The organism is Xanthomonas sp. WHRI 8393, from assembly GCF_040203315.1.
GTDB classification, from domain to species: domain Bacteria; phylum Pseudomonadota; class Gammaproteobacteria; order Xanthomonadales; family Xanthomonadaceae; genus Xanthomonas; species Xanthomonas arboricola.
In genome coordinates this window covers 855,035-877,629 of the sequence record NZ_JBEGGL010000001.1, presented here as the reverse complement: position 1 = coordinate 877,629, position 22,595 = coordinate 855,035, and the positions used below count along the sequence as shown (strand labels likewise).

Sequence of the window (22,595 nt, the reverse complement as noted above, 5' to 3'; positions counted from 1 at the left end):
AATCCCGATTCACAGCTCTTCGACCACCACATTGCGATTGGTATAAATGCAGATATCGCCGGCGATGTTGATCGCCTCGGTGGCGATGGTCTTGGCATCGAGCTCGGTGTGCGCCAGCAGCGCGCGGGCAGCCGACAGGGCGTACGAACCGCCCGAACCGATGGCGATGATGCCGTCTTCCGGTTCGATCACATCGCCGGTCCCGCTGATGATCAACGAGGTTTCCTTATCGGCGACCGCAAGCAGCGCTTCGAGCTTGCCCAGGCGGCGCTCGGTGCGCCAATCCTTGGCCAGCTCCACGGCGGCACGGGTCAGTTGCCCATGCTTGTCGAGCTTGGCTTCGAACAGCTCGAACAGGGTGAACGCATCGGCGGCGGCGCCGGCAAAACCGGCCAGCACCTGCCCCTCGCGGCCGAGCCGGCGCACCTTGCGCGCATTGCCCTTCATGACAGTGTGGCCGAGGGTGACCTGGCCATCGCCGGCAACGGCGACATGCCCACCACGCCGAACCGAGATGATGGTGGTGGCGTGAACGATGTTGGGGTTCTGGCTGGGGTCCATGGGTCCTCCGGGGGTTTCCAATGAGGTGGGGACGCCCCTGCCGGGTTCAAGCATGCTGCGCGCATGCGGCGCGGGCGGCTGATGCAGCGCGCTCAGACGGCAGACAGCATGCGTCTGCGCTACCGGTACGCAGGCATCGAGCAGCCGTACACGAGAACGATTGGGAGCGTGGTGTGCGCTTCGGGATGAACCGGGTGATCGTCGCCGGCGCGGAGACGCTGCTGCGCAAGCCTGTCACCGCAGTCCGCGGCCGTCATATGCGCATCACTGCAAGAAACGCTCCGGCCGGAATAACCACGCAGGCCCGCGCATGGATCCGCGTACAGGCGCCGATGCCTGCGCTCTTGCCCCTCTCCCAATGCGATAGGGGCTCAAGAGCGGCGATTCGCACGCGGCGGTACTTCAGAGAAGTGTTTAACCGCTACGCGCAACACACGCCGCGCCACTCACTCAGCAGCTTTCTTGCGCCTGGCGCGCGGATGCGCAGCGTCGTAGACCTTGGCCAGATGCTGGAAATCCAGATGCGTATAGATCTGCGTGGTGGCGATATCCGAATGGCCAAGCAATTCCTGCACGCCGCGCAGGTCGCCGGAGGATTCGAGGATGTGGCTGGCAAAGGTGTGCCGCAGCATATGCGGATGCACGTCCTTGAACATGCCCTGGCGCACCGCCAGTTGCTTGATGCGGATCTGCACTGCGCGCTGCGAAATCGCACCGCCGGCGCGGCCGGGGAATACATGCGTATCGGCACGCCCGCCGCTGTCGCGCAGCCATTCGCGCAGCGCGCCGACCGCATGCGAGCCCACGGGCACCAGGCGCTGCTTGCCGCCCTTGCCGAGCACCATCACCAAGCCGCTGTCCAGATCCAGGTCGCGCCAGCGCAGCGCGCAGAGCTCGCTCAGGCGCAGACCGGACGAATAGAACAGCTCCAGCAAGGCGCGATCGCGCAGGCCCAGCGGCGCGTCGGTGGGCACCTCGACCAGACGCACCGCTTCATCGGCATCCAGTACCCGCGGCAATTTACGCGGCGCCTTGGGCGCACGCAGCGCCGCCGCCGGGCTTGCGGCGATGCGGCCATGCTTGAGCAACCAGGCGTAGTAACTGCGGCATGCCGACAGGCGACGCTGCAGGCTCTTGGCCGACAACCCGCGCCGGTGCTCGGCCGCAACGAACTGCCGCAACTGTGCGCTATCGAGCTGCGCCACATCGTCGATGGCCTGTTCGCCGGCCCAGCTCACTAACGCAGCAAGATCGCGCTGGTAGGCATCCAGCGTATGCGCAGACACCTGCCGCTCGACCTGCAGGTACGCCAGGAAATCGTCGACCGACGCCACCTCAGATTCCTCGCTGCCGCACCATCGGCGCGGCCATCCAGCGCAGGCTGCACGCATCGGCGCACCCTGCACGGCGCATCATGTGTCGAAGCGCTGCAATGCTACGCCCAGGGACTCGCCCATCATGCGCAGGAACAAGGTGCCCATGCCGGGATAGAAACGGTTGGCGTCGCTGCTGCCGACCGCAATCAGGCCGATGCCGGGCAACGGCAGCAGCGCGGTGGATTGCACGTTGGCAGCCTGGTCGGCGTACAGCAGCGCGTGTTTTTCCGCCTGCAGGCGGCCACAGATCGGCTCGCCATCGCTCAGGCAATCGCGGAACGGGGCAAGCCGTGCATCGTCGGCGGCGATGACCTGCAGCCAGTCGGCCTCCAGGCCGGCGACCGGCTTGAGCAACACCAGCCGCACCAGTTCGCCATTGAAATCTTCCGCCAGCGAGGCGGCCATCGCCTTGAGCGTGTCGGCCGCGCTGGTCTGGCGCATCAGCGCCAGGGTCAGTTGATGCGTGCGTACCGCCAGGCGCTCGTTGTCCTGCGCATTGTGGCCAAGCTCGTGCAGGCGCCGCGACAGTTCGCGGTTCTTGTCGCGCAGCACTTCCAGCTGATAGGTGGCCAGCGAGGCGGTGGGGCCGTCGTCGCGCGGCACCAGCAGACTCACCGCCAGATCCGGGAACTGCTTGAGGAAGGTCGGGTGGCGCCGCAACCAGGTTGCCACTTCGTGCGCGCTGAATTTGTCCGTGTTCTCGCTCATCAGTTCCATTCTCCATCGAAGACGAACACGGCCGGACCGGACATCACGACGTCCTGTTGTTCGCCGGCCCAACGGATGCGCAGCTCGCCGCCGGGCAAGGACACCTGCACGTCGCGCTCGACCCGGCCACGCTGCATCAGCACCACCGCCGCCGCGCAGGCACCGCTGCCGCAGGCCAGGGTTTCGCCGACGCCGCGCTCGAACACGCGCAGGCGCACATGCGTCGGGTCGACCACCTGCACAAAGCCGACGTTGACCGAGTCGGGGAACGCGGCGTTCTGCTGCAACAGGCCGCCGACGCGTTCCACCGGCGCCGCCTCCACCCGCCCCACTTCCACCACGGCATGCGGGTTGCCCATCGACACCGCGCCAAAGCGCACGGTTTCGCCATGCACCGGCAGCGCGTATTCCTCGCGCGCATGCGCAAAGCCGGCCAGCGGGATCTGCGTGGGCTCGAATTGCGGCACGCCCATCGCCACCGCATAGGTGCCGGCGTCCAGACGCTGCACGCGGTGGGAGGTGAACGGGCTATCGATGACGAAGTCATCGCCCTGCGCGGTGCCGTCGCGCACCAGCCAGGCCGCCACACAGCGCGCGCCGTTGCCGCATTGGCGCGCGGCCGAGCCGTCGGAATTCCAGATGCCGTACGCGGCCACCGCCTCGCTGCTGCGCGGGGGTTCGATGGTCAGGATCTGGTCGCAGCCCACCCCGAAATGGCGGTCGGCCAGGCGTGCGGCCAGCGCGGCATTCGGCGGCGGCGTGCCGTCGCGCAGGTCCAGCAGCACGAAATCGTTGCCGGCGCCATGCATTTTGGTGAAACGCAGACGCCCGCTGCGGCCGTCAGCGCTCATTGCCGCTGCTAGCGGGCTGGTCGGTGGTGGGCGCGGGCTGCGTATCGGTGTTCACCGGCGCAGGCGCAGGCGAGGACTCATCCAGCGGTTGCGGCGCATCCGGCGGCTGCAGCACCGGCTGGGCTTCCACCGGCACCGGCTTCTGCGGCATCACCAGCGGGCCCTTGTTGCCGCAGGCGGCAAGCAGGACAAAGGTCGCACCAACCAGTGCGAGACGAACAGACGGTCGGGACATGATGCTCATGGCCGAAGTATAGCCAGAACACCCTGACTGCCGTGCGCTCAATGCGCAGCGGGCAGCGCGCGCGGTGGCGGCTCGGGGCGCAGCCACAGCCAGATCGCCACCACCGCCATACTGCCGATTGACAGGCATTTGACCCAGAACACCGGCACGCACCACAGCATGATGCCGGCGCAGACGGTCATGGTGAGCGTGGCCATCCACTTGGCCTTGCGGCTGACCGCGCGATAGGTCTGCCACTCGACGATCGCCGGGCCGAAGCGCGGGTGCGAGAGCAGCCAGTTGTGCAGGCGCTCGGAGCCGTGCGAGGCCGCCCAGGCGGAAATCAGGATGAACACGGTCGTCGGCAGGCCTGGCACGAAGATACCGACGATGCCGGTCGCCAGGCTGGCGTAGGCCAGCAACCACCAGGCCCAGCGGAATCGAGTCGGTCGCGTCATGGGTAAATGATACGGCCAGCGGGCGCCGAGATGGTCCGGGCATCCCCTTCTCGCACCGGGAGAAGGGGCCCCGAACCGCGGATAAGGGGACGTCTGCACGCAGGATTGGGCGGGTTTTGCTTACCAATCCCCAATCCCGACTCCCCAATCCCCGCCCCTCAACTACTTGACCCCGAGCTGATCCAGCACAAACGCATAGGACTCGGCGAGTTCGCGGTAACGGCGGAAGCGGCCGGACTTGCCGCCGTGACCGGCTTCCATGTTGGTGCGGAACACGATCGGCCGGGTACCGGTGTTGTCGTCGCGCAGCTTGGCCACCCACTTGGCCGGCTCCCAGTACTGCACCTGCGAATCCCACAGACCGGTGCCGACGAACAGGGCCGGGTAGGCCTGCCTGGTCACGTTGTCGTACGGGGAGTAGGACAGCATGTAATCGTAATAGGCCTTCTTTTCCGGGTTGCCCCACTCGTCGTATTCGTTGGTGGTGAGCGGGATGCTGGCATCGAGCATGGTGGTGACCACGTCGACGAACGGCACCTGCGCGACCATCACGCGATAGTCCTGCGGGGCCATGTTGGCCACCGCGCCCATCAGCAACCCACCGGCGCTGCCGCCGGAAGCGGCGACGCGATCCTTGGCGGCATAGCCCTGTTCCACCAGGCCGCGGGTGACGTCGATGAAGTCGGTGAAGGTGTTCTTCTTGTGCAGCAGCTTGCCGTCGTCGTACCACTGGCGGCCCATTTCCTGGCCGCCGCGGATGTGCGCGATGGCATACACCACGCCACGGTCCAGCAGGCTGATCGCCGGCAGATTGAAGGCCGGGTCCATCGACATGCCGTAGCTGCCGTAGGCGTACTGGAACAACGCCGCAGTGCCGTCCTTCTTGAAGCCGCGCTTGTACACCAGCGACACCGGCACCTTGACGCCATCGCGCGCAGTTACCCAGACGCGCTCGGTGACGTACTTGCCGGCGTCGTAACCGATCACCGGCTGCTGCTTGAGCAGCTTGCGCTCGCCGGTCCGCGTATTGAGTTCGTAGGTGGTCGCCGGCGTGGTCAGCGAGGTGTAGCTGTAGCGCAACCACTCGGTGTCCGGCTCGGAATTGATCGCCAGGCCCATCGAATACGCAGGCTCGTCGGCCTTGACGTATTGCGGTTCCCCCGCATGAGCTCCTACATCCATATGCGGACTGTTGAATTGAAGACGCACGCGTTCCAGCCCGCCGGAGCGCTCTTCGATCGCGGTAAACCCGTCGAACAGCTCGAAGTTTTCGATATAGACCTTGTCATCGTGCGCCACCCAATCGGTCCACTGCTTGCGCGTGGTCGCATCGGTGGGTGCGGTCACCAGCTTGAAATTCTTGGCGCCATCGGCATTGGTGCGGATCACCCAACGGCCATCGAAATGCTCGGGGTGATATTCGACATCGCGCTCGCGCTTGGCCAGCAGGGTGAACCGCTCGGGATTGTCGGCCGGCGCATAACGCGTCTCCGACGACACCGTGCTTTCCACGCCGATGGTGATGTACTTGTCGTCGCGGGTACGGCCGATGCCCATGTAGAAGCTGTCGTCCTTCTCCTCGTAGACCAGCACGTCGTCCTTGGAGGGCGTGCCCAGCACGTGTTTCTTCACCCGCACGGTGAGCAGCGTTTCCGGATCGTTCTCGACATAGAACAGGGTCTTGTTGTCGTCGGCCCAGACCACGTTGGCCGACACGCCTTCCACCGTATCGGGGTATATCTCGCCGGTGTCCAGATTCTTGAAGCGGATCGTGTACTGGCGACGTCCCACCGCATCGTCGGCCCAGGCCAGGATGCGATTGTCCTGGCTCACTTCCGCATCGCCGACGCTGAAGTAGCCCTTGCCCTGCGCCATCTGGTTGACGTCGAGCAGAATCTGTTCCGGCGCGTCCATGCTGCCCTTGCGGCGCGCCTGGATCGGGTAGTCCTTGCCGGCCTCGAAGCGCGTGTAATACCAGTAGCCACGCTCGCGATACGGCACGCTGGCGTCGTCCTGCTTGATGCGCCCGACGATCTCGGTATACAGCGCGTCTTCCAGCGGCTTGAGCGGCGCCATCACCGTGTCGGTGTAGGCGTTCTCTGCGTTGAGGTAGGCCAGCATCGCCTTGTCCTCGCGCTTGTCGTCGCGCAGCCAGTAGTAGTCGTCGCTGCGGGTGGCGCCGAACGGGGCCTTGACCACATGCGGACGCTTGGCCACGTCCGGTGGCGACGGGAGAGCTGCGAAGGCGGAAGAAACAGATGTGGTCATCAGGCTGGCGATCAGAAGGGCGAGGACAGGCTTCATCAGATTGGGGTCCGTTGGATGAACGCAATGCCATCCCAGCACCCGAGTGTGGAAGAGCCCGGCCGGGAGCGTCATGTGCCCGAGGTCATGCTGCTCTATCCTCTTCGGTATGGACTCCCTACATTCGCATGCCCCCCGCTACAGCCGCCGCAGCCAGGACATCGCCCCGTTTCATGTGATGGCGTTATTGGCGCGCGCCAATGCGCTGGAACAGGCCGGCCACGATGTGATCCACCTGGAGATCGGCGAACCGGATTTCACCACCGCCGCACCGATCGTCGCGGCCGGACAGGCCGCACTGGCGGCCGGACACACCCGCTACACCGCCGCCCGCGGCCTGCCCGCGCTGCGCGCCGCCATCGCCGGGTTTTACGCGCAGCGGTACGGCTGCGCTATCGATCCGGAACGCATCCTGGTCACCCCGGGCGGCTCCGGCGCATTGCTGCTGGCCAGCAGCCTGTTGGTCGACCCGGACAAACACTGGCTGCTCGCCGACCCCGGCTATCCGTGCAACCGGCATTTCCTGCGCCTGGTCGAAGGCGCCGCGCAACTGGTGCCGGTCGGCGCAGACACCGATTACCAACTGACGCCAGGCCTGATCGACGCCTGCTGGAACGCCGACAGTGTCGGCGCACTGGTCGCCTCGCCGGCAAATCCCACCGGCAGCGTGCTGTCGCGCGCGCAACTGGCCGGCTTGTCGCAGGCGCTGCATGCGCGCGGCGGCCACCTGGTGGTGGACGAGATCTACCACGGCCTGACCTACGGCATGGATGCGCACAGCGTGCTGGAAGTGGACGACAGTGCCTTCGTGCTGAACAGTTTTTCCAAGTACTTCGGCATGACCGGCTGGCGCCTGGGTTGGCTGGTCGCTCCGCCCGCAGCGGTGCCGGAGCTGGAGAAACTCGCGCAGAATCTTTACATCAGCGCCTCCACGATCGCCCAGCACGCCGCGCTGGCCTGCTTCACGCCCGACAGCATCGCCATCTTCGAAGCCCGCCGCGCTGAGTTCCAGCAGCGCCGCGATTACCTGCTGCCCGCGCTGCGTGCACTGGGCTTGAACATCGCCGTCGAACCGCAGGGTGCGTTCTACCTGTATGCCGATATCAGCGCATTCTCGGACGATGCCCAGGCCTTCTGCGCGCATTTCCTGGAAACCGAGCATGTCGCCTTCACCCCCGGCATCGACTTCGGCCACCACCGCGCCAATCAGCACGTCCGCATCGCCTATACGCAAAGCCTGCCGCGCCTCGAGCAGGCGGTGGAGCGGATTGCGCGTGGTTTGCAACGTCTTTGATCGAACCAGCGCCAGTGCGCACGGCGCCTCTCGTCGAGCAGCGCCTGGACGTGGCCGCAGGTTCACTGCATCGATGTAAAAAGCCGTGACTGCTGTTTGCCGCGGCTTTTGCATTGCTGTTTGTGGACTTGCCTCGCCCTGCAGCGAACCAAGCGCCGCAGCCACGCGTGGCTGCATGGGCACCCTGCTGGGCCGTAGCCAGTAGCGTGCGCACGTACCCTCATCCGCCCTTCGGGCACCTTCTCCCGATGGGAGACGGAACCAACAAAAAGCCCTGGACCATTCGGCCCAGGGCTTTCTTCAACGCAGCACCTGATCAAGACAACTCGAATTACCGAGCTGCCTTGGGGCGGCAACTCAATCCGCCAGCCGCTCCCACAGGAAGCTGTAGGCCAGCGCCGCCATGTGTGCGGCCTGTGCGTTGTTGGCCGCGCCGCCGTGGCCGCCTTCGATGTTCTCGTAATAGGTCACGTCCTTGCCGGCCTCGATCATCTTGGCGGCCATCTTGCGCGCGTGGCCCGGATGTACGCGGTCGTCGCGCGTGGAGGTCAGGAAGATCACCGGCGGATAGGTCTTGCCCGGGTCGAACAGGTGGTACGGCGAGAAGGTCTGGATGAACTTCCAGTCGTCGGTATCCGGATTGCCGTACTCGGCCATCCACGAGGCACCGGCCAGCAGATGGCTGTAGCGCTTCATGTCCAGCAGCGGCACCTGCACCACCACCGCGCCGAACAGCTCCGGATACTGGGTCAGCATGTTGCCGGTCATCAGCCCGCCGTTGCTGCCGCCCTGCACACCCAGATGCCTGGTCGAGGTGATCTTGCGCGCCACCAGGTCCTTGGCCACCGCAGCCATGTCTTCATAGGCCTTGTGGCGGTTCTGCTTGAGCGCGGCTTGGTGCCAGCGCGGGCCGTATTCGCCACCGCCGCGAATGTTGGCCACCACATAGACGCCGCCCTTCTCCAGCCAGGCGCGGCCCAGTCCGCCGGAATAATTGGGCGTCATCGAAATCTCGAAACCACCATAGCCGTACAGCAGGGTCGGCGCGCTGCCATCGAGCTTCAACGCCTTGGGGCGCACCAGGAAATACGGCACGCGGGTGCCGTCCTTGCTGGTGGCAAAGTGCTGCTCGATGCTGTCCTTGCCGGCATCGAAGAACGCCGGCATGGCCTTGAGCGGCTGCGGCGCGGTACCCACCTCCACCCACGACAAGGTGGTCGGGGTCAGGTAGTCGGTAACGGTCAACCACAGCGCGTCGCTGTCGTCGCTGTCCACCGCGCTGACGTCGACGGTGCCGAACGCCGGCGCACCGACGAAGGCGCTCTTCTTCCAGGCATCCTGCCCAGGCGTGATCACGCTCAGGCGGTTCTTGACGTCTTCCAGCACGTTCAACACCAGGTGCGAACGCGTCCAGGCGATACCTGCCAGCGAGGTGCTGTCGGTGGGCTCGAACAGCACATCGAAGCTGCGCTTGCCGGCCATGAAGTCGTCAAAGCGCGTCGCCAGCAGCGAGCCGGCCTTGTAGGTCTTGCCGGCCACGGTCCAGGGTTCGCGCAGTTCCAGGGTCAACCATTGCCGCTTGACCGACTTGCTGGCCGAGTTGGGCGCATCCACCTTGACCAGCTTGCCGTCGGCACCCTTGAGATACAGCTCCTCGTTGTAGAAGGCCAGCGTGCGGCTGACGAAATCGCGCTCGAATCCGGGCGTGTCGTCGTGCATCGCGGCGATATACATGTCGGTCGGCTTGCCCTCGTACACCACCGTGGCGGCGCTGAGCGGAGTGCCGCGCTTCCACTGCTTGGCGATGCGCGGATAGCCGGAGCTGGTCATCGTGCCGGCACCGAAATCGGTGAACACGTAGACGGTGTCCTGGTCGATCCAGCCCAGCCCGCCCTTGGATTCGGGACGGAAGAAGCCGTCCTTGACCCACTGCTTGCCGGCCAGGTCGAACTCGCGGGTGACATCGGCATCGGCGCCGCCGCGCGACAGCGCGATCAGGCAGCGCTGGTAATCCGGGCGCAGGCAGTCGGCGCCGTGCCAGACCCAGTTCTCGCCTTCGGCCTTGTTCAGCGCATCCAGGTCCAGCACCGTTTCCCACTTGGGCGCCGGCTTGCGGTATTCGTCCAGCGTGGTGCGCCGCCACAGGCCGCGCTCGTGCTGCTTGTCCTTCCAGAAGTTGTAGTAGTACTCGCCGATCTTCTGCACGCCGGGAATCTTCGCGTCCGAATCAAGCACTTCGCGGATGCTGGTTTCCATCTGCTTGAAGGCCGGCGTGGCCGCCAGGCGCGCCTCGGTCTTGGCGTTCTGGGCCTTGACCCAGTCCAGCGACTTGGCGCCGGAAACATCTTCCAGCCAGGCGTAGGGATCGTTGGACACGGCGGTTTCCTCTGCAGAGACGGCGCCAGCGGTGATCAGACCGGCAACCAGGCAGATCGAGGCGAGTTTGGACATGAATGTTTCCGGGAGAACGAACGCCGGGAACGTAGCATAGCCCTCCGCCGCCCGACCCTGCCGAAGGTCAGGCCGCGCGCGCCTGTGTTGCCGCGCGCGACGTGCTGCGTCGGCGTTGCGCCTGCGGCCCGCGCCGACGTGGCGCGCCGCGCCGCGCACCTGGCCGTACCAGGGCCGGCAACGCGAACCGGTGCAGGCTCCACCAGGCCAGCATCGGCATGCCGACCAGCCATAGCGGCAGCCAGCCGATCCACTCGCTGTGGCCGCGCGCGGCTGGCCACACCAGCACCAGGGCCAGGCCGGCCAGGGCGATTTGCCGGACCGGGCGCAGCACGCGCGGGTCGGGACGTTCGGAACGACGGGAAGGACGAATTGACATGGCGGCACTCCGTGGCAGGAAGGATCAGGACAGGCCGGCAGGATTGCCTGCGCCCATCTCACCGACTGCGACCTGGCGGCGAAAACCGGAGAGACCGCCTTGCCGGGTGCCGGCGCCGCGGTGCGATAACCATTGCCAAGCCGCCGATGGCGCCCTCTTCCGCGCCCGGACCCAGGCCTACGGTTGCCGCGTCCGAGGCAGCCGGGTGCGCCAGACCCGACCGTTGACGCGAACTTGCCCCCTGCATGCGGTAGTGTGCTGCTCCAACTGCCCCTTTGTGATGTTGCGATGCGCCTGACCGTTACGATCGCCCTCGCTTTTCTGTTCGTCCTCGGCCTGCCCGTGGCATCTGCCAAGGACGCGCCTGCCAGCGAGCCGGCGGTCGATCTGTCCAAGATCATGGGCACCTGGTATGTGATCGCACGCATGCCCAACCCGGTCGAGCGCGGCCACGTCACCAGCCGCGACGAATACACCCTGGTCGAAGACGGCAAGGTGGCGGTGCGCTATGTGTACCGCGAGGGCTTCGGCGAGCCGGAGAAAGAGGTCAACGCGCGCGCCTCGGTGGATGCCGAGAGCGGCAACCGCGACTGGCGGGTATGGTTCTACAAGGTCATCCCGGCCAAGCAGCGCATCCTGGAAATCGCACCGGACGGTTCGTGGATGCTGATCTCCTACCCCGGCCGCGACCTGGCCTGGATCTTCGCGCGCAAGCCGGACATGAGTCGCGACCAGTACCGCAAGCTGGTCGACAAGATGCGCGATGACTATTCCATCTACACCGACAAGCTCAAGCGCGTGCCGCAGCTGCGCGAGCAGGTGGACCGCCTGGGCTTTGAAGTGCCCAACAAGCGCTGACATTGGCGGGCCGGTCGGTTACCCGGCCGGCGTCGATTGTTCCAGGCGTCAGCCGACTGGATGCGCCGGTCGGGGAGACCCGGCGTGCGGCGTCGCGGCCGGCACCGATCTCCACTTCATGTGCCAGCCTCCTGGCGCGGTTTCCGGACGCAGCGCACAACACCGACGCGCGCAACCGGCGATGGCCATGTCAGCACGCCGTGGGGGCGCCGAATCAGCACCTCACTGCGCGCGGGCACCTGTCGCATGACGACTCGCACCCCGCGCTACGGCCCGGCCACGCTCAGTCGTAATTGCTCAACGCCAGCGACAGCAGCGCCTTGGCCTGCTCGCGCAGCGAGACCGGCTCGACGATCTCCGCGTCCGAGCCGTAATGCAGCACGTCCATCAGCAGTTCGCGCGAGTTGCTGTACGGCACTTTGAGCTCGTAACGGCCATCGGCCAGAAAGCGGCCCTGCTGCTTGGAATGCCAGTGCTCGTCGGCGACCCAGCGCGCGGCCTTGGCACTGAACACGATGGTCGCCCAGCCCTTGGGCGCGCCGGAAAAAATGCCGTAGCTGGCCGCCAGCTGCTCGTCCAGCTCGCTATCGGGCACATCGCGCGGCACGCTCTCGAGCAGGCGTGCGTGATTGATACGGTCCACCGCAAAGCTGCGCACGCCATCGCGGCCATGGTCCCAGGCATCCAGGTACCAGTTGTCGCGGTAGTGGGTGATGCGCTGCGGGGACACCGTGCGCTTGGTCGATTCGTCGGTGGAACGGGCGCGGTAGTCGAAGCTCAGCTGCTTGCGCTCCAGCACGCCGGAGGCCACGGTGCGGAAGCTGGCTTCGTCCAGCTTGCGGCCGCGGTGCGGAATCACCCGCACCCGGTCCACCGGCCATTGCGACACGCCGGCCTGGGCGGCCAGCAGCCCTTCGATGCGTTGCTGCAGCGGCGCCAGCATCGAGGACAACACCCCGCCACCGGTGCGCGCCAGCAGTTGCTGGGAGGCCAGCAGCGCATGCAGCTCTTCCGAACTCAGCCACAGGCCGGGCAGTTCGAAGCGGTCGCTTTCGCCGGAGAGATAGCGGAACCCCGATTCGCCGTCGCCTTCCACCGGCGCCATCAGCGCATCGCGCAGAAACGCCAGGTCGCGGTACACGGTTGCGCGGGAACAGCTCAGCTCATCCTGCAGCCGCGCCACCGTAACCGGGTAGCGTGCCGATTTGAGCAAGCGATGCAGGGAGTTGATGCGTTCGTAGCGGTCCATGCGTCGATTATGTCCGAGTCTTTGCGTGGCAGGGTGAGCGTCGCTGTACACCGGCAATCATGCCTGGATCGGCGCCGCCACTGCGCGCGGGCGGGCGGGCCGCGGGCCTGCAGCGCGCGAAGGCCGGGCCTGGTTGCGATGCGCCAGCCGCTGCCGTTGCGCAAGCCGACGCCCGAACCCCTTCTGAAGCGCGGCGTTCACTTACTCATGACGCAGCCGCTCAGTCCGTTATCATGAAATCGCTTCCACCCTCTTTCGCCCCTGTCCTCCAAAGCGAGCCGCCCATGTCCCGCCGTGCCCCGTTGTCTGCCCTGCTGCCGCTGTTGTTGATCACGCCCACCGTCTGGGCCCAGGCAGTCGCACCGGCCCCGGCGGACCCTGCCGCAGCCGTGATGCCGTCGCCGTGGGGCGGGAGCAGTGGCGAGCTCGGCTATGCCGCCGCCCACGGCAACAGCACCACCGACAGCCTCAATGGCCGGATCCGCCTGCGCTATACCGACGGCGACTGGATCCACAGCCTGGATGCCACCGCGCTGCGCTCCAGTTCCGAATACACCAACACCAACGACGACGGCAGCACCTCGCGCGAGCGCCAGACCACTGCCGAGCGCTACACCGGCAGCGCCGGCAGCGCGCTGCAGTTGGGCGAGCACCGCCAGCTCACCGCCACCGGCCGTTACGAACACGACGACTTTGCCACCTACGACCGCCTGGCCACCTTCGGTATCGGTTACGGCACGCGCCTGATCGATGCCGACCGCTTCTACCTGGATGCGCAGATCGGCCCGGGTATCCGGCGCGCGCACAACAGCGACGAAGACCGCAACGAGACCGGCCTGATCGGGCGCGGGCTGTTCGACCTCAAGTACACCGTCACCGACAACACCGACCTGATCAACACGCTGCTGGTGGAATCGGGCGAATACAACACCTACGCGCAGAACGATTTCGGCGTGCAGGTCAGCATGAACTCGCACTTCGCGCTCAAGGCCGCCTGGCAGATGCGCCACAACAGCGAGGTCAGCGACGGCGACAAGAAGACCGACACCCTGACCACGGTCAACCTGGTCTATACGTTCAAGTAAACACCCGCAATCTGTAGGAGCGGCCCCGGCCGCGAAGGGCTTTCCCGGGAAAGCCTCTCGCGGCCGGGGCCGCTCCTACGAAGAGCGCAGCTTGCTGGACAGACCCTGCGCGACGCGGCGGTCAATGGGCCCAGACATTCGACTACGCAACCGCAATCTGTAGGCCGCGAGGGCTTTCCCGGTAGAGCCTCTCGCGGCAGGGGCCGCTCCTACGAAGAGCGCAGCTTGCCGGACAGACCCCTGCGCGACGCGGCAGTCAATCGGGCCCAGACATTCGACTACGCAACCGCGAGCGGTAGGAGCGGACCTGGCCGCGAGGGCTTTCCCGGTAAAGCCTCTCGCGGCCAGGGCCGCTCCTACGAAGAGCGGGGGTTGCGTGGGGGCGGGCATTGCGTGCGTAGCGGCCAGGTCTGGAGCTTGCGCCTGGGCGTCGATGTCGGTCGCGTTACACGTTGACGCGACGGCGCGTTACAGCTCGGCCAGCAGCTGCGCGGCGCCCTTGTCGAACAGGCCTTGCGCGACCAGGCGGCCGAGGGCCTCGGTGTCGTCAGCGCTGCCGTGCGCCTCGGCGTGGATCAGGCGTCCATCGCTGGCGCTGCCGACCATGCCCTGCAGGAACAGGCCCTGCCCTTCCCAACGCGCGAATGCCGCCACCGGCACATGGCAGCTGCCGTGCAGCGCGCGATTCATCGCCCGCTCCGCTTCCACGCAGGCGCGCGTGCGGCCGGCGTCCAGCACTGCCAGCAGGCCATGGATACGCGCATCGTCGCCACGGCATTCCACCGCCACCGCGCCCTGGGCCGGTGCCGGCAACCAGTCCGGGACGTCCAGACGCGCGGTGATGCGCGCATCCAGGCCCAGCCGCTGCAGGCCGGCGCAGGCCAGCACGATGGCGTCGTAACCGCCGTTATCGAGCCTGGCCAGGCGGGTGTTGACGTTGCCGCGCAGGTCGATCAATTCCAGATCCGGGCGGGCCGCGCGCAGCTGCGCCTGACGCCGCAAGGAGGAGGTACCCACGCGGGCGCCCAACGGCAGCGCCTGCAGGTTGGCATAGAGATTGGACACCAATGCGTCGGCGGCATCGCCGCGCTCCATGATCGCCGGCAGCACGAAGGGCGCGTCCAGCTCCATCGGCACATCCTTGAGCGAATGCACCGCGCAATCGGCCTCGCCGCGCAGCATCGCCAGCTCCAGCTCCTTCAGGAACAGGCCCTTGCCGCCGATCGCGGCCAGCGAACGGTCCAGCACCTCGTCGCCGCGGGTGCTCATCGGCACCAGCGCGACCTCCAGCCCGGGGTGGTGCTGGCGCAGCGCGGCGGCGACGTGTTCGCTCTGCCAGAGGGCGAGCGGGCTCTTACGGGTAGCGATGCGGAGCGTGGTCATCGGGCCATTATCACGGACCGGGCGCGTAACTCCTACCTGGAGCGCACGCCGGCGCCCGCAGCACATTGCCGCGACCGAGCAACGCACCTCACCACACGTGACAGGTCACGCCCTAACGCAGTTGCTCGCGCAGGCTGGCCACGCAGCGGCGGCTCACTTCCAGCGGGTGCGGCACGTTGCGCAGTACCGCGTGCACCTGGCCATCGCCGCTGCGGCGCAGTTCCACCAGCTCGGCGCGCGCGACCAGGCAATTGCGGTGGATGCGCACCAGGCGGTCGGCGAATTCGTCTTCCAGCGATTTGAGCGACTCTTCGATCAGGTCCTCGCCGCGGGCGTGGTGGACGATGACGTACTTTTCCTCGGCCTGCAGGTAGCGGATGTCGCCGATGGCGATCAGCCGCAGGCTGCCACGCAGGCGTGCGCACAGATGCGTGCGCAACGGCGGCGGCGTGGCGCTGGGCGCGCGCCCGGCCAGGAAGGTGGCCACCTTTTCCAGCGCGGCGGCCAGGCGTTCGGGGCGCACCGGTTTCATCAGGTAGTCCAGCGCGGCGGCATCGAAGGCCGACAATGCGTGCTGGTCGTAGGCGGTGCAGAACACCACCGCCGGTTGCGGCTGGCTCTGGCGCAGCAGGCGCGCGGTTTCCAGGCCGTCGACGCCGGGCATGGCGATGTCCAGCAACACCAGGTCCGGATGCAGGTGATGGCACTGCTGCAACACCTGCTGGCCGTTTTCGGCCTCGCCGATCACTTCGACATGCGGATGTTCGCCCAGCAGCAGGCGCAGGCGCTCGCGCGCCAGCGGCTCGTCATCGGCGATCAGCACCCGCACTTGCGTGGCCGTCATGGACATCCCCCTTCGCTGCAGCGACTCCCCCGTCACGACAGCGGCAATGTGATCTCACAGGCATAGTAGCCCTCGGCCCAGCTGGCCGCCATCCGTGCACCGGCACCGAACTGGAACGCCAGCCGGTGCGAGATGCTGGCCTGGGCATGCCCGGCCCCGGCCACCAGCGGCAACTGGGTGCCCGGCTGCGGGGCCGGATTGACGATACGGATCTGCAACTGGTTGCCGCGCTGGCGCAGCGACAGGTACAGCGTGCCGCCCTCGGGCATGCGCGAGACGCCGTGCAGCACGGCGTTTTCCACCAGCGGCTGCAGCACCAGGCGCGGCATCGGCAGCTCCCACGGCAACGGCTCCTGCCGGTGCCAGCGCACCTGCAGGCGCTCGCCCAGGCGCAGCGATTCGATCGCCAGGTAGCGTTCGGCCAGTTCGCATTCGGCACGCAGGCTGGACATGCCTTCGCCGGCACCGAGCGCGGCGCGGAACAGATCCGACAGGTCCAGCACCGCCTGCTCGGCCACGACCGGGTCGCGGCGCAACAGGCTGGCGATGAGATTCATGCTGTTGAACAGGAAATGCGGACGGATGCGTGCCTGCAAGGCATCGGCCTGGGCACGCGCATTGGCCTGCACCTGCGCTTCCCAGCGGTCGCTGACGTAGAAGTAGCGCAATGCCAGCGCGGTGATCAGCACCACCGTCGCCGCGCTGCCCAGGGTGAAGCGCCAGAAGCCGACCAGGGGACCGAGCGGGGCCTGGTCGAGCGCCGCGTACAGGGCGTGCACGATTCCGGCGCCGAGCATCGCCACCACCGCGGCGATCGACAGCGCGGCCAGCCCGCCCACCCGTGGCGGCAGCCGCGACAACGCCGGCCGCAGGACGCATAGCAGCACGCTGACCGCCAGCGCCAGCCATAGCGCCAGGCCGCTGGCAGAGACAAAGCGCGACAGGGTGATACTGCGCGCCGCACCGGCGTCGGGCACCAGGGTCACCACCAGCACCACCAGTTCGGCCAGGCCCAGCATGGCGCCCAACCGCGGCAGCCGGCACAGGTCCGGCATCCAGGCGGTCTGGGGCGCGTGCTGGGCCATGGCCTCAGGCGGCGGTGAAGCGCGCCTGCATCCAGGTGCGCAAGGCCTCGATTTCTTCCAGGCAGACCTGGTGGCCCATTGGGTAGGTGTGCCAGTCCAGTTCGAAACCGAGCGTGCGCAGGGTCTGCATGCTGGCCTGGCCGGCACCGAACGGCACCACCGGGTCGGCGGTGCCGTGGGCCATGAACACAGGTTGGCGGGCAGCGACCGGCTGCAGCTGGCTGGCGGCCGCCGCCGGCTCGGGCAGATAGGTGGACAGGGCGATCAACCCGGCCAGCGGTACGCTGCGCTGCAGTCCGACCGCCAGGGTCACCGCGCCGCCTTGCGAGAACCCGGCCAGCAACATGCGCTCGAGGGCGATGCCGCGGGATTGCTCATGGGCGATCAATGCCTCGACCTGGGCCACCGATTCGGCGATGCCGGCCTTGTCGGCGCGTGTGGCGAAATCCATGCCGACGATGTCGTACCAGCCGCGCATGCGCACGCCGTTGTTGATGGTGATCGGGCGGATCGGCGCATGCGGAAACACGAAGCGCAGCGCCGGCCAGTCCGGGCGCACCAGTTCCGGCACCATCGGGGCGAAGTCGCTGCCATCGGCGCCCAGGCCGTGCAGCCACAGCACGGTCCATTGCGGGTTCGTTCCGGTCTCGCGTTCGATCACTTCCAGCATTGTGCAGCTCCGCTTGCGGGCCGAGCATTATGCCTTGCGCCATCGGCCAGACCGATCACGGGCCGGCCGAGCCGGACAGCCCGACCGCTCTTGCCGCTTGGTGCGCGCCGCTGCCCCGGCGCGACAGACGCGCAGATCGCAACGCGCACCGATCCAGCCATGCGCCGCCTGCGCGCTCAGATCAGCGACGGCTCCAGCGCGGCGGCACGGCGCAGCTCGGCCGCACGCACCAGTACCTTGGGCGGATCGAGCTCTTCGGGAATGCAGAAGATGCCGGCGCGGCGCAGGGCCAGGCCGGTGCGGCGCAACGAGGTCACAGCCACCACCGGGATCGACACCGCCATGCCCACGATCACTGGCGCCATCCAGGCCGCCAGCGATGGCGACACCGTATAGGCCACCGCGCCCATGAACAGGCCGAACACGGTCAGCCCGCCGTAGCTGCGCAACAGCGCCGGCCACGACAGCTTGCCGTCGTCGCGCACCTGCGCATCCCAACCCGAATCCTTGCCGGCCAGTACCTCGAACACGCCGCGCGACTGCAGGTACATCACCACCGGCGCCATCAGCGCCGCCAGCACGGTTTCCAGCAGGATGCTCAGCAGCGCGCGGATCGCGCCGCCGCAGGCGCGCAACTCGCGCGGGTTGAGCAGCAGCGCGATATAGCCCAGCAGCTTGGGCGCCAGCAGCACGAACATGGTGCAGACGAAGATCCAGATCGCGTTGCCCTGGCTGCTGCCATGCCAGTAACGGGCGGGCGAGAACGGCAGGTCGCCGGCCAGATCGATCCCGCCACCGGCCAGCGGAATGCCGATGCCAATCAGCATCAGCAGGCCCCACATCGGCGCAGTGAAGTAATGCCCGATGCCGATCAGCATGTGCATGCGGCTGATCCAGTGCAGGCCCTTGGCGCCGACCACCTTGGCGTGCTGCAGGTTGCCCTGGCACCAGCGGCGGTCGCGGATCAGCAGGTCGGTCAGCGTGGGCGGGCCTTCCTCATAGCTGCCCTGCAGGTAGGGCACCATGTGCATGGCCCAGCCGCCACGCCGCATCAGCGCCGCCTCGACGAAGTCGTGGCTGAGCACATGCCCGCCGAACGGCTTGCGCCCGCGCAGCGACGGCAGGCCGGCGTGATCGGCGAAGGCCTGGGTGCGAATGATGGCGTTGTGGCCCCAGTAGTTGCTCTCGGCGCCGTGCCACCAGGCCACGCCGAAGGCGATGATCGGCCCGTACACGCGCCCGCCGAACTGCTGCATGCGGGCGAACAGGGTCTGCCCGTTGACCACCGCCGGCAGGGTCTGGATCAGGCCCACGTCCGGGTTGTTTTCCATGCCGGCGACCAGCCGCACGATGGTGTCGCCGGTCATCACGCTGTCGGCGTCCAGGATCAGCATCTGCGGGTAGTTGCCGCCGAAACGGCGCACCCAGTCGGCGACATTGCCGGCCTTGCGCGCGGCATTGTCGGCGCGGCGGCGGTAGAAGATGCGCCCGTGTCCGTCGACGCGGTCGCACAGCTCGTTGTACACCAGTTCTTCGGCACGGCCGATGTGTTCGCGGGTGGTATCGCTGAGCACGAAGAAGTCGAAATGCTCCAGCTGGCCGGTTTCGGCCACCGATTCGTAGATTGCCTGCAGGCCGGCCAGCAGCCGGCGCGGGTCTTCGTTATAGGTGGGCATCAGCAACGCGGTGCGCGTATGCAGGGTCGGCAGCGGCGCTTCCGGGTCGATGCCGAGCTTGCGTCCGGCGCGCGCCACCACGGTGACGAAACCGGCCACCGCGCTGGCGAAGGACATCGCGATCCAGGCAAACAGCAGCACGAACAGGCCGAGCAGGCAGCCTTCCAGCACGCTGAGGCCATCGGGCCACAGCACGCTGAGCATCACCCACACCGCCACGGCGGTGGTGGCGAAGGTGCCGCCGATCAGATAGAAGCGCCGCACGCCGATGCCGACCGGCGCGGTGCGCTGATGCGGCACCTGCAGACGGCCTTCGCGCAGGGATTGCTCGGGCATGGCCAGCGGCGCTTCCGGTGGCAGCGTGGGCTGGCCGGCGTCGAGGGCGGAAACGGGGGGAAGATCGGTTGGTGCGGGGGAAAGAGTCACAGTGCCGTCCATCAAGGCTGCCCGCCGCACGATCGCGGCAGTGTGGGCTGACGCGGGAGATCCCTACCCGCTACGCGTGGCGACGTCGCCGCATGCACCGCAGTCCGGGCGAGCCCGGCAGTGCGGGACCACGTCGCAGAATTAGCAGCTCTAAGACCACTCCGATGCACAAGCTCTCCTGGCTGCGACGATGACGTCGCGGCTCATCTTAAAGAATCGACCGTTAAAGGAAACGAAGGCCGCGCTGCAGTCTTCGCCCCACCCGACGAGGACCGCGCGGCAGACTACGCCGCAGCGACCGAACGCTACCCCAACAGATTGCAGCCTGGCACGCGTGCTGTCACGGGCGGCAAACCGCACTGTCATGTCAGACAACTGCAAGTGATGTGCCAGGACCTGCAATCGGTTGCAGCGCCAGCCTGCCGGCGCGCGATCAAGGCGACGGGCTGAGCGGTTCTAAGGCATTCTGCCGCGCGTCACGGTGCATCGGAATAAGCGATGTCGGGCTTGGCCCACGTCGGCGCAGTACACGAAGGCTGCGTTGCGCCTGTAATCGCCGGCAAGGACACCGCACCGGGGAGTTGGTCGGTGGCCAGGTGAAAAGCTGTTGGTCGAGCGATGGACATAAGACGTTGAGCCGCGTCGTTGAATGCATCGTGCCCTGCTTGCACCGTGCCCACCGACCATCTCCGGTGGTCCTTGCCCGCCCAGCGTCGCGGGACCTTACGCGGCATGGATGCCGCGTAAAAGCCTACACGGACGTACCTGCGGCGTGTCCCGCGATGGTGGGCGGGCAAGGGCCTTGCAGCCAAGGCGCAGATCAACCGCTCCGCGCCTTCGTCACTCGCCCGTGAGTGAGCACTGGCCCAAGGGACCAACCCTCCTATCAGCCGCTCTGCGAGCGACGCATGCGTGGCACCCGAGCGCGCGCAGACGCCCGCGGCCTCGGCCTTGAACTAGCCGACCAGACCTGCAAGCACCGGGCACATGGCTGCAGGCAGGAGGCGGCATGCGCACATGCCGCATCGAACAGCAGCAGCGCCGCCTGACGGAAGCGCTGCCGCCATAGCGGCCGGTGTTACTTGCGCGCAGCCTCGCTGGCGTCGCGGGTGGCGCGGAACTCCGAATCGTTGCTCCAGTTCGGCCACTGGCGCGAATCGGCCAGCTGTTGGCCCAGCGCGTACAGCACGCCCAGATCGCGCGCGGCGCCGGCGAAGGTCCAGTCCGGCTTCCACTCGTCGCCCTGCTGATGGTAGCGCTTGGCGGTGTAGTCGTCGGAGGCGGCCTTGCCCGCGGCCACGCCGCCCACTTCCCAATCCTGCCCGGCCGCATACGACAGCGCCGGCACGCCACGCTTGGCGAAGGAGAAATGGTCCGAGCGGAAGAAGTACCCCGCCTGCGGCTTGGGATCGGGCGTGTAGCGCAGCTTCCACTGGCCGGCGACGGTCTTGAGCTGATCGAGCAATTCGAGTTTTGCGGTGCCGTAGATGCCGAAATCGCGCGATGGTACGAACGGGCTCATGCCGTCCATGTTGATCACCGCCACGGTGGTGTCCAGCGGATACAGCGGCTTGGAGGCGTAGAACTCCGAGCCCAGCAGGCCCTTTTCTTCGGCGGTGACCGCCAGGAACACCACCGAGCGCTGCGGCTTGGGGCCGGCGGCAAAGCCGCGCGCCAGCTCCAGCAGTGCGGCGGTGCCGCTGGCGTTGTCCAGCGCGCCGTTGAAGATGGTGTCACCGCGTGCGTCCGGCTTGCCGACGCCGATGTGGTCCCAATGCGCGCTGTAGATCAGCGTTTCATCCGGATGCGTGCTGCCTGGCAGCCGTGCGACCACGTTGTGCGAGGTGATCACGTCGGATTTGACCTGGTAGCTGGCGCTCAGCCCCTGGCCCTTGAGTTCCACCGGCTTGAAGCCACGCGTCTGCGCCTGCTTCTTCAAGGTGTCGAAATCCAGCCCGGCCTGCTTGAACAGGTCGGCGGCCAGATCGCGCTGGATCCAGCCTTCCAGGGTGGGATGCGCGGCGCGCGGGTTGTCGCGCACCACGTCGAACATGGTGTTGGTGTTGGAGCTGGCCACGGTGTCCCAGCCATAGGAGGCGGGCGCGGTTTCGTGCACCACCAGCACGCCGAGCGCGCCCTGGCGGGCGCCTTCTTCGTACTTGTAGGTCCAGCGGCCGTAGTAGGTCATGCCGGCGCCGTCGAAGGCGCCCTTGCCAGTTTCGAAATCCGGGTCGTTGATCAGCACCACCGCGATCTTGCCCTTCAGGTCCACACCCTTGAAGTCGTCCCAGTCACGCTCCGGCGCCTTGACGCCGTAGCCGACGAACACCAGCGGTGCGTTGGCGATGTCGACCTTGGACGAGCCGTCCAGCGCGGCGCGGATGGCGATCTGCTTGCCCTGGGTCAGCGCCTGCGGCTTGCCGGCGTGCTGCAGGGCGATGGTCGGCGTGCCGACGATATCGGCGCGGCGCAGCGGCACCGCCTGGGTCCAGGCGCGCTTGCCGTCGGTCAGGTCGCCGCCCGGCTGCAGGCCGGCGTCTGCGAACTGCTTGCTCAGGTAGGCAATGGTCTTTTCCTCGCCGGCGGTGGCCGGGCCACGGCCTTCATAGGCATCGGAGGACAGCTCCTTGACGTCGCGCGAGATGCGCGCGCCATCGAAGCTCGGCGTCGCCGCCATCAGTGCGGTCGAGACCGCCATCGCCAGCATTCCCATT

The 22,595-nt window shown here is 67.1% G+C and carries 19 protein-coding genes; 3 read left to right on the top strand and 16 right to left on the bottom strand.

Going from position 1 to position 22,595, the window contains the following annotated elements; genetic code table 11:
- Nucleotides 1–9: 9 nt before the first annotated feature.
- From hslV to ABQ137_RS03730, 7 genes are all read right to left on the bottom strand, one after another.
- Complete coding sequence (gene hslV, locus ABQ137_RS03760; protein WP_005997221.1) at nucleotides 10–561, bottom strand: ATP-dependent protease subunit HslV; 552 nt, start codon at nucleotides 559–561, stop codon at nucleotides 10–12.
- Nucleotides 562–1,007: 446 nt separating this feature from the next.
- A complete protein-coding gene (gene xerC / locus ABQ137_RS03755; RefSeq protein WP_349781223.1) occupies nucleotides 1,008–1,895 on the bottom strand; it encodes a tyrosine recombinase XerC in 888 nt (295 codons plus the stop codon).
- 78 nt (nucleotides 1,896–1,973) lie between these two features.
- Nucleotides 1,974–2,645 (bottom strand): DUF484 family protein, encoded by a 672-nt coding sequence (locus tag ABQ137_RS03750; protein WP_166771685.1) that lies wholly within the window; start codon nucleotides 2,643–2,645, stop codon nucleotides 1,974–1,976.
- Nucleotides 2,645–3,496, bottom strand: coding sequence for a diaminopimelate epimerase (dapF, locus tag ABQ137_RS03745; protein WP_104608323.1), 852 nt, complete (start codon nucleotides 3,494–3,496; stop codon nucleotides 2,645–2,647). The genes ABQ137_RS03750 and dapF overlap by 1 nt, the downstream gene beginning before the upstream one ends.
- Nucleotides 3,486–3,740 carry an LPS translocon maturation chaperone LptM gene (gene lptM / locus ABQ137_RS03740; RefSeq protein WP_016903632.1) on the bottom strand — a complete coding sequence of 85 codons (255 nt, stop codon included), beginning with the start codon at nucleotides 3,738–3,740 and terminating at the stop codon, nucleotides 3,486–3,488. Before lptM ends, dapF begins: the two co-directional genes overlap by 11 nt.
- 38 nt (nucleotides 3,741–3,778) lie before the next feature.
- Nucleotides 3,779–4,177 carry a YbaN family protein gene (locus ABQ137_RS03735; RefSeq protein ID WP_046345683.1) on the bottom strand — a complete coding sequence of 133 codons (399 nt, stop codon included), beginning with the start codon at nucleotides 4,175–4,177 and terminating at the stop codon, nucleotides 3,779–3,781.
- A 162-nt stretch (nucleotides 4,178–4,339) separates the two neighbouring features.
- Complete coding sequence (locus ABQ137_RS03730) at nucleotides 4,340–6,481, bottom strand: S9 family peptidase (RefSeq protein WP_349781220.1); 2,142 nt, start codon at nucleotides 6,479–6,481, stop codon at nucleotides 4,340–4,342.
- A gap of 109 nt (nucleotides 6,482–6,590) precedes the next feature.
- Between ABQ137_RS03730 and ABQ137_RS03725 the strand changes: the two genes are divergently transcribed.
- Nucleotides 6,591–7,775, top strand: a complete 1,185-nt coding sequence (locus ABQ137_RS03725; RefSeq protein WP_349781218.1) for a pyridoxal phosphate-dependent aminotransferase — start codon at nucleotides 6,591–6,593, stop codon at nucleotides 7,773–7,775.
- A 357-nt stretch (nucleotides 7,776–8,132) separates the two neighbouring features.
- On the opposite strand, the gene ABQ137_RS03720 is transcribed toward ABQ137_RS03725, so the two are convergent.
- Together ABQ137_RS03720 and ABQ137_RS03715 are read right to left on the bottom strand one after the other, a co-directional pair.
- Nucleotides 8,133–10,226 (bottom strand): prolyl oligopeptidase family serine peptidase, encoded by a 2,094-nt coding sequence (locus ABQ137_RS03720; protein WP_349781216.1) that lies wholly within the window; start codon nucleotides 10,224–10,226, stop codon nucleotides 8,133–8,135.
- A 67-nt stretch (nucleotides 10,227–10,293) separates the two neighbouring features.
- Entirely contained in the window at nucleotides 10,294–10,605 is a 312-nt protein-coding gene (locus tag ABQ137_RS03715) for a hypothetical protein (RefSeq protein WP_024940223.1), read from the bottom strand.
- Nucleotides 10,606–10,893: 288 nt separating this feature from the next.
- Here ABQ137_RS03715 and ABQ137_RS03710 point away from each other — a divergent pair, with 288 nt between their 5' ends.
- The gene (locus ABQ137_RS03710) at nucleotides 10,894–11,463 is read left to right on the top strand and encodes a lipocalin family protein (RefSeq protein ID WP_016903639.1); all 570 of its coding nucleotides are present in this window, start codon (nucleotides 10,894–10,896) and stop codon (nucleotides 11,461–11,463) included.
- A gap of 283 nt (nucleotides 11,464–11,746) precedes the next feature.
- Here the strand turns inward: ABQ137_RS03710 and ABQ137_RS03705 are convergent, their stop codons facing one another.
- The gene (locus ABQ137_RS03705; RefSeq protein WP_024940221.1) at nucleotides 11,747–12,712 is read right to left on the bottom strand and encodes a helix-turn-helix transcriptional regulator; all 966 of its coding nucleotides are present in this window, start codon (nucleotides 12,710–12,712) and stop codon (nucleotides 11,747–11,749) included.
- Nucleotides 12,713–12,996: 284 nt separating this feature from the next.
- Here ABQ137_RS03705 and ABQ137_RS03700 point away from each other — a divergent pair, with 284 nt between their 5' ends.
- The gene (locus tag ABQ137_RS03700; RefSeq protein ID WP_104569115.1) at nucleotides 12,997–13,797 is read left to right on the top strand and encodes a DUF481 domain-containing protein; all 801 of its coding nucleotides are present in this window, start codon (nucleotides 12,997–12,999) and stop codon (nucleotides 13,795–13,797) included.
- A 468-nt stretch (nucleotides 13,798–14,265) separates the two neighbouring features.
- Here ABQ137_RS03700 and hemC read toward each other — a convergent pair whose 3' ends face one another.
- The 6 genes from hemC to ABQ137_RS03670 form a co-directional block, all read right to left on the bottom strand.
- Nucleotides 14,266–15,180, bottom strand: a complete 915-nt coding sequence (gene hemC, locus ABQ137_RS03695; protein ID WP_065032133.1) for a hydroxymethylbilane synthase — start codon at nucleotides 15,178–15,180, stop codon at nucleotides 14,266–14,268.
- Between the two features lie 112 nt (nucleotides 15,181–15,292).
- The gene (locus tag ABQ137_RS03690; RefSeq protein WP_016903806.1) at nucleotides 15,293–16,024 is read right to left on the bottom strand and encodes a LytR/AlgR family response regulator transcription factor; all 732 of its coding nucleotides are present in this window, start codon (nucleotides 16,022–16,024) and stop codon (nucleotides 15,293–15,295) included.
- 32 nt (nucleotides 16,025–16,056) lie between these two features.
- The gene (locus ABQ137_RS03685; protein ID WP_024937790.1) at nucleotides 16,057–17,109 is read right to left on the bottom strand and encodes a sensor histidine kinase; all 1,053 of its coding nucleotides are present in this window, start codon (nucleotides 17,107–17,109) and stop codon (nucleotides 16,057–16,059) included.
- 4 nt (nucleotides 17,110–17,113) lie between these two features.
- Nucleotides 17,114–17,779, bottom strand: coding sequence for an alpha/beta hydrolase (locus ABQ137_RS03680; protein WP_126965505.1), 666 nt, complete (start codon nucleotides 17,777–17,779; stop codon nucleotides 17,114–17,116).
- Between the two features lie 176 nt (nucleotides 17,780–17,955).
- Nucleotides 17,956–19,893 (bottom strand): glucans biosynthesis glucosyltransferase MdoH, encoded by a 1,938-nt coding sequence (mdoH, locus tag ABQ137_RS03675; protein ID WP_039811277.1) that lies wholly within the window; start codon nucleotides 19,891–19,893, stop codon nucleotides 17,956–17,958.
- Nucleotides 19,894–20,959: 1,066 nt separating this feature from the next.
- Nucleotides 20,960–22,588 carry a M28 family metallopeptidase gene (locus ABQ137_RS03670; RefSeq protein ID WP_179465001.1) on the bottom strand — a complete coding sequence of 543 codons (1,629 nt, stop codon included), beginning with the start codon at nucleotides 22,586–22,588 and terminating at the stop codon, nucleotides 20,960–20,962.
- Between the last annotated feature and the right edge of the window lie 7 nt (nucleotides 22,589–22,595).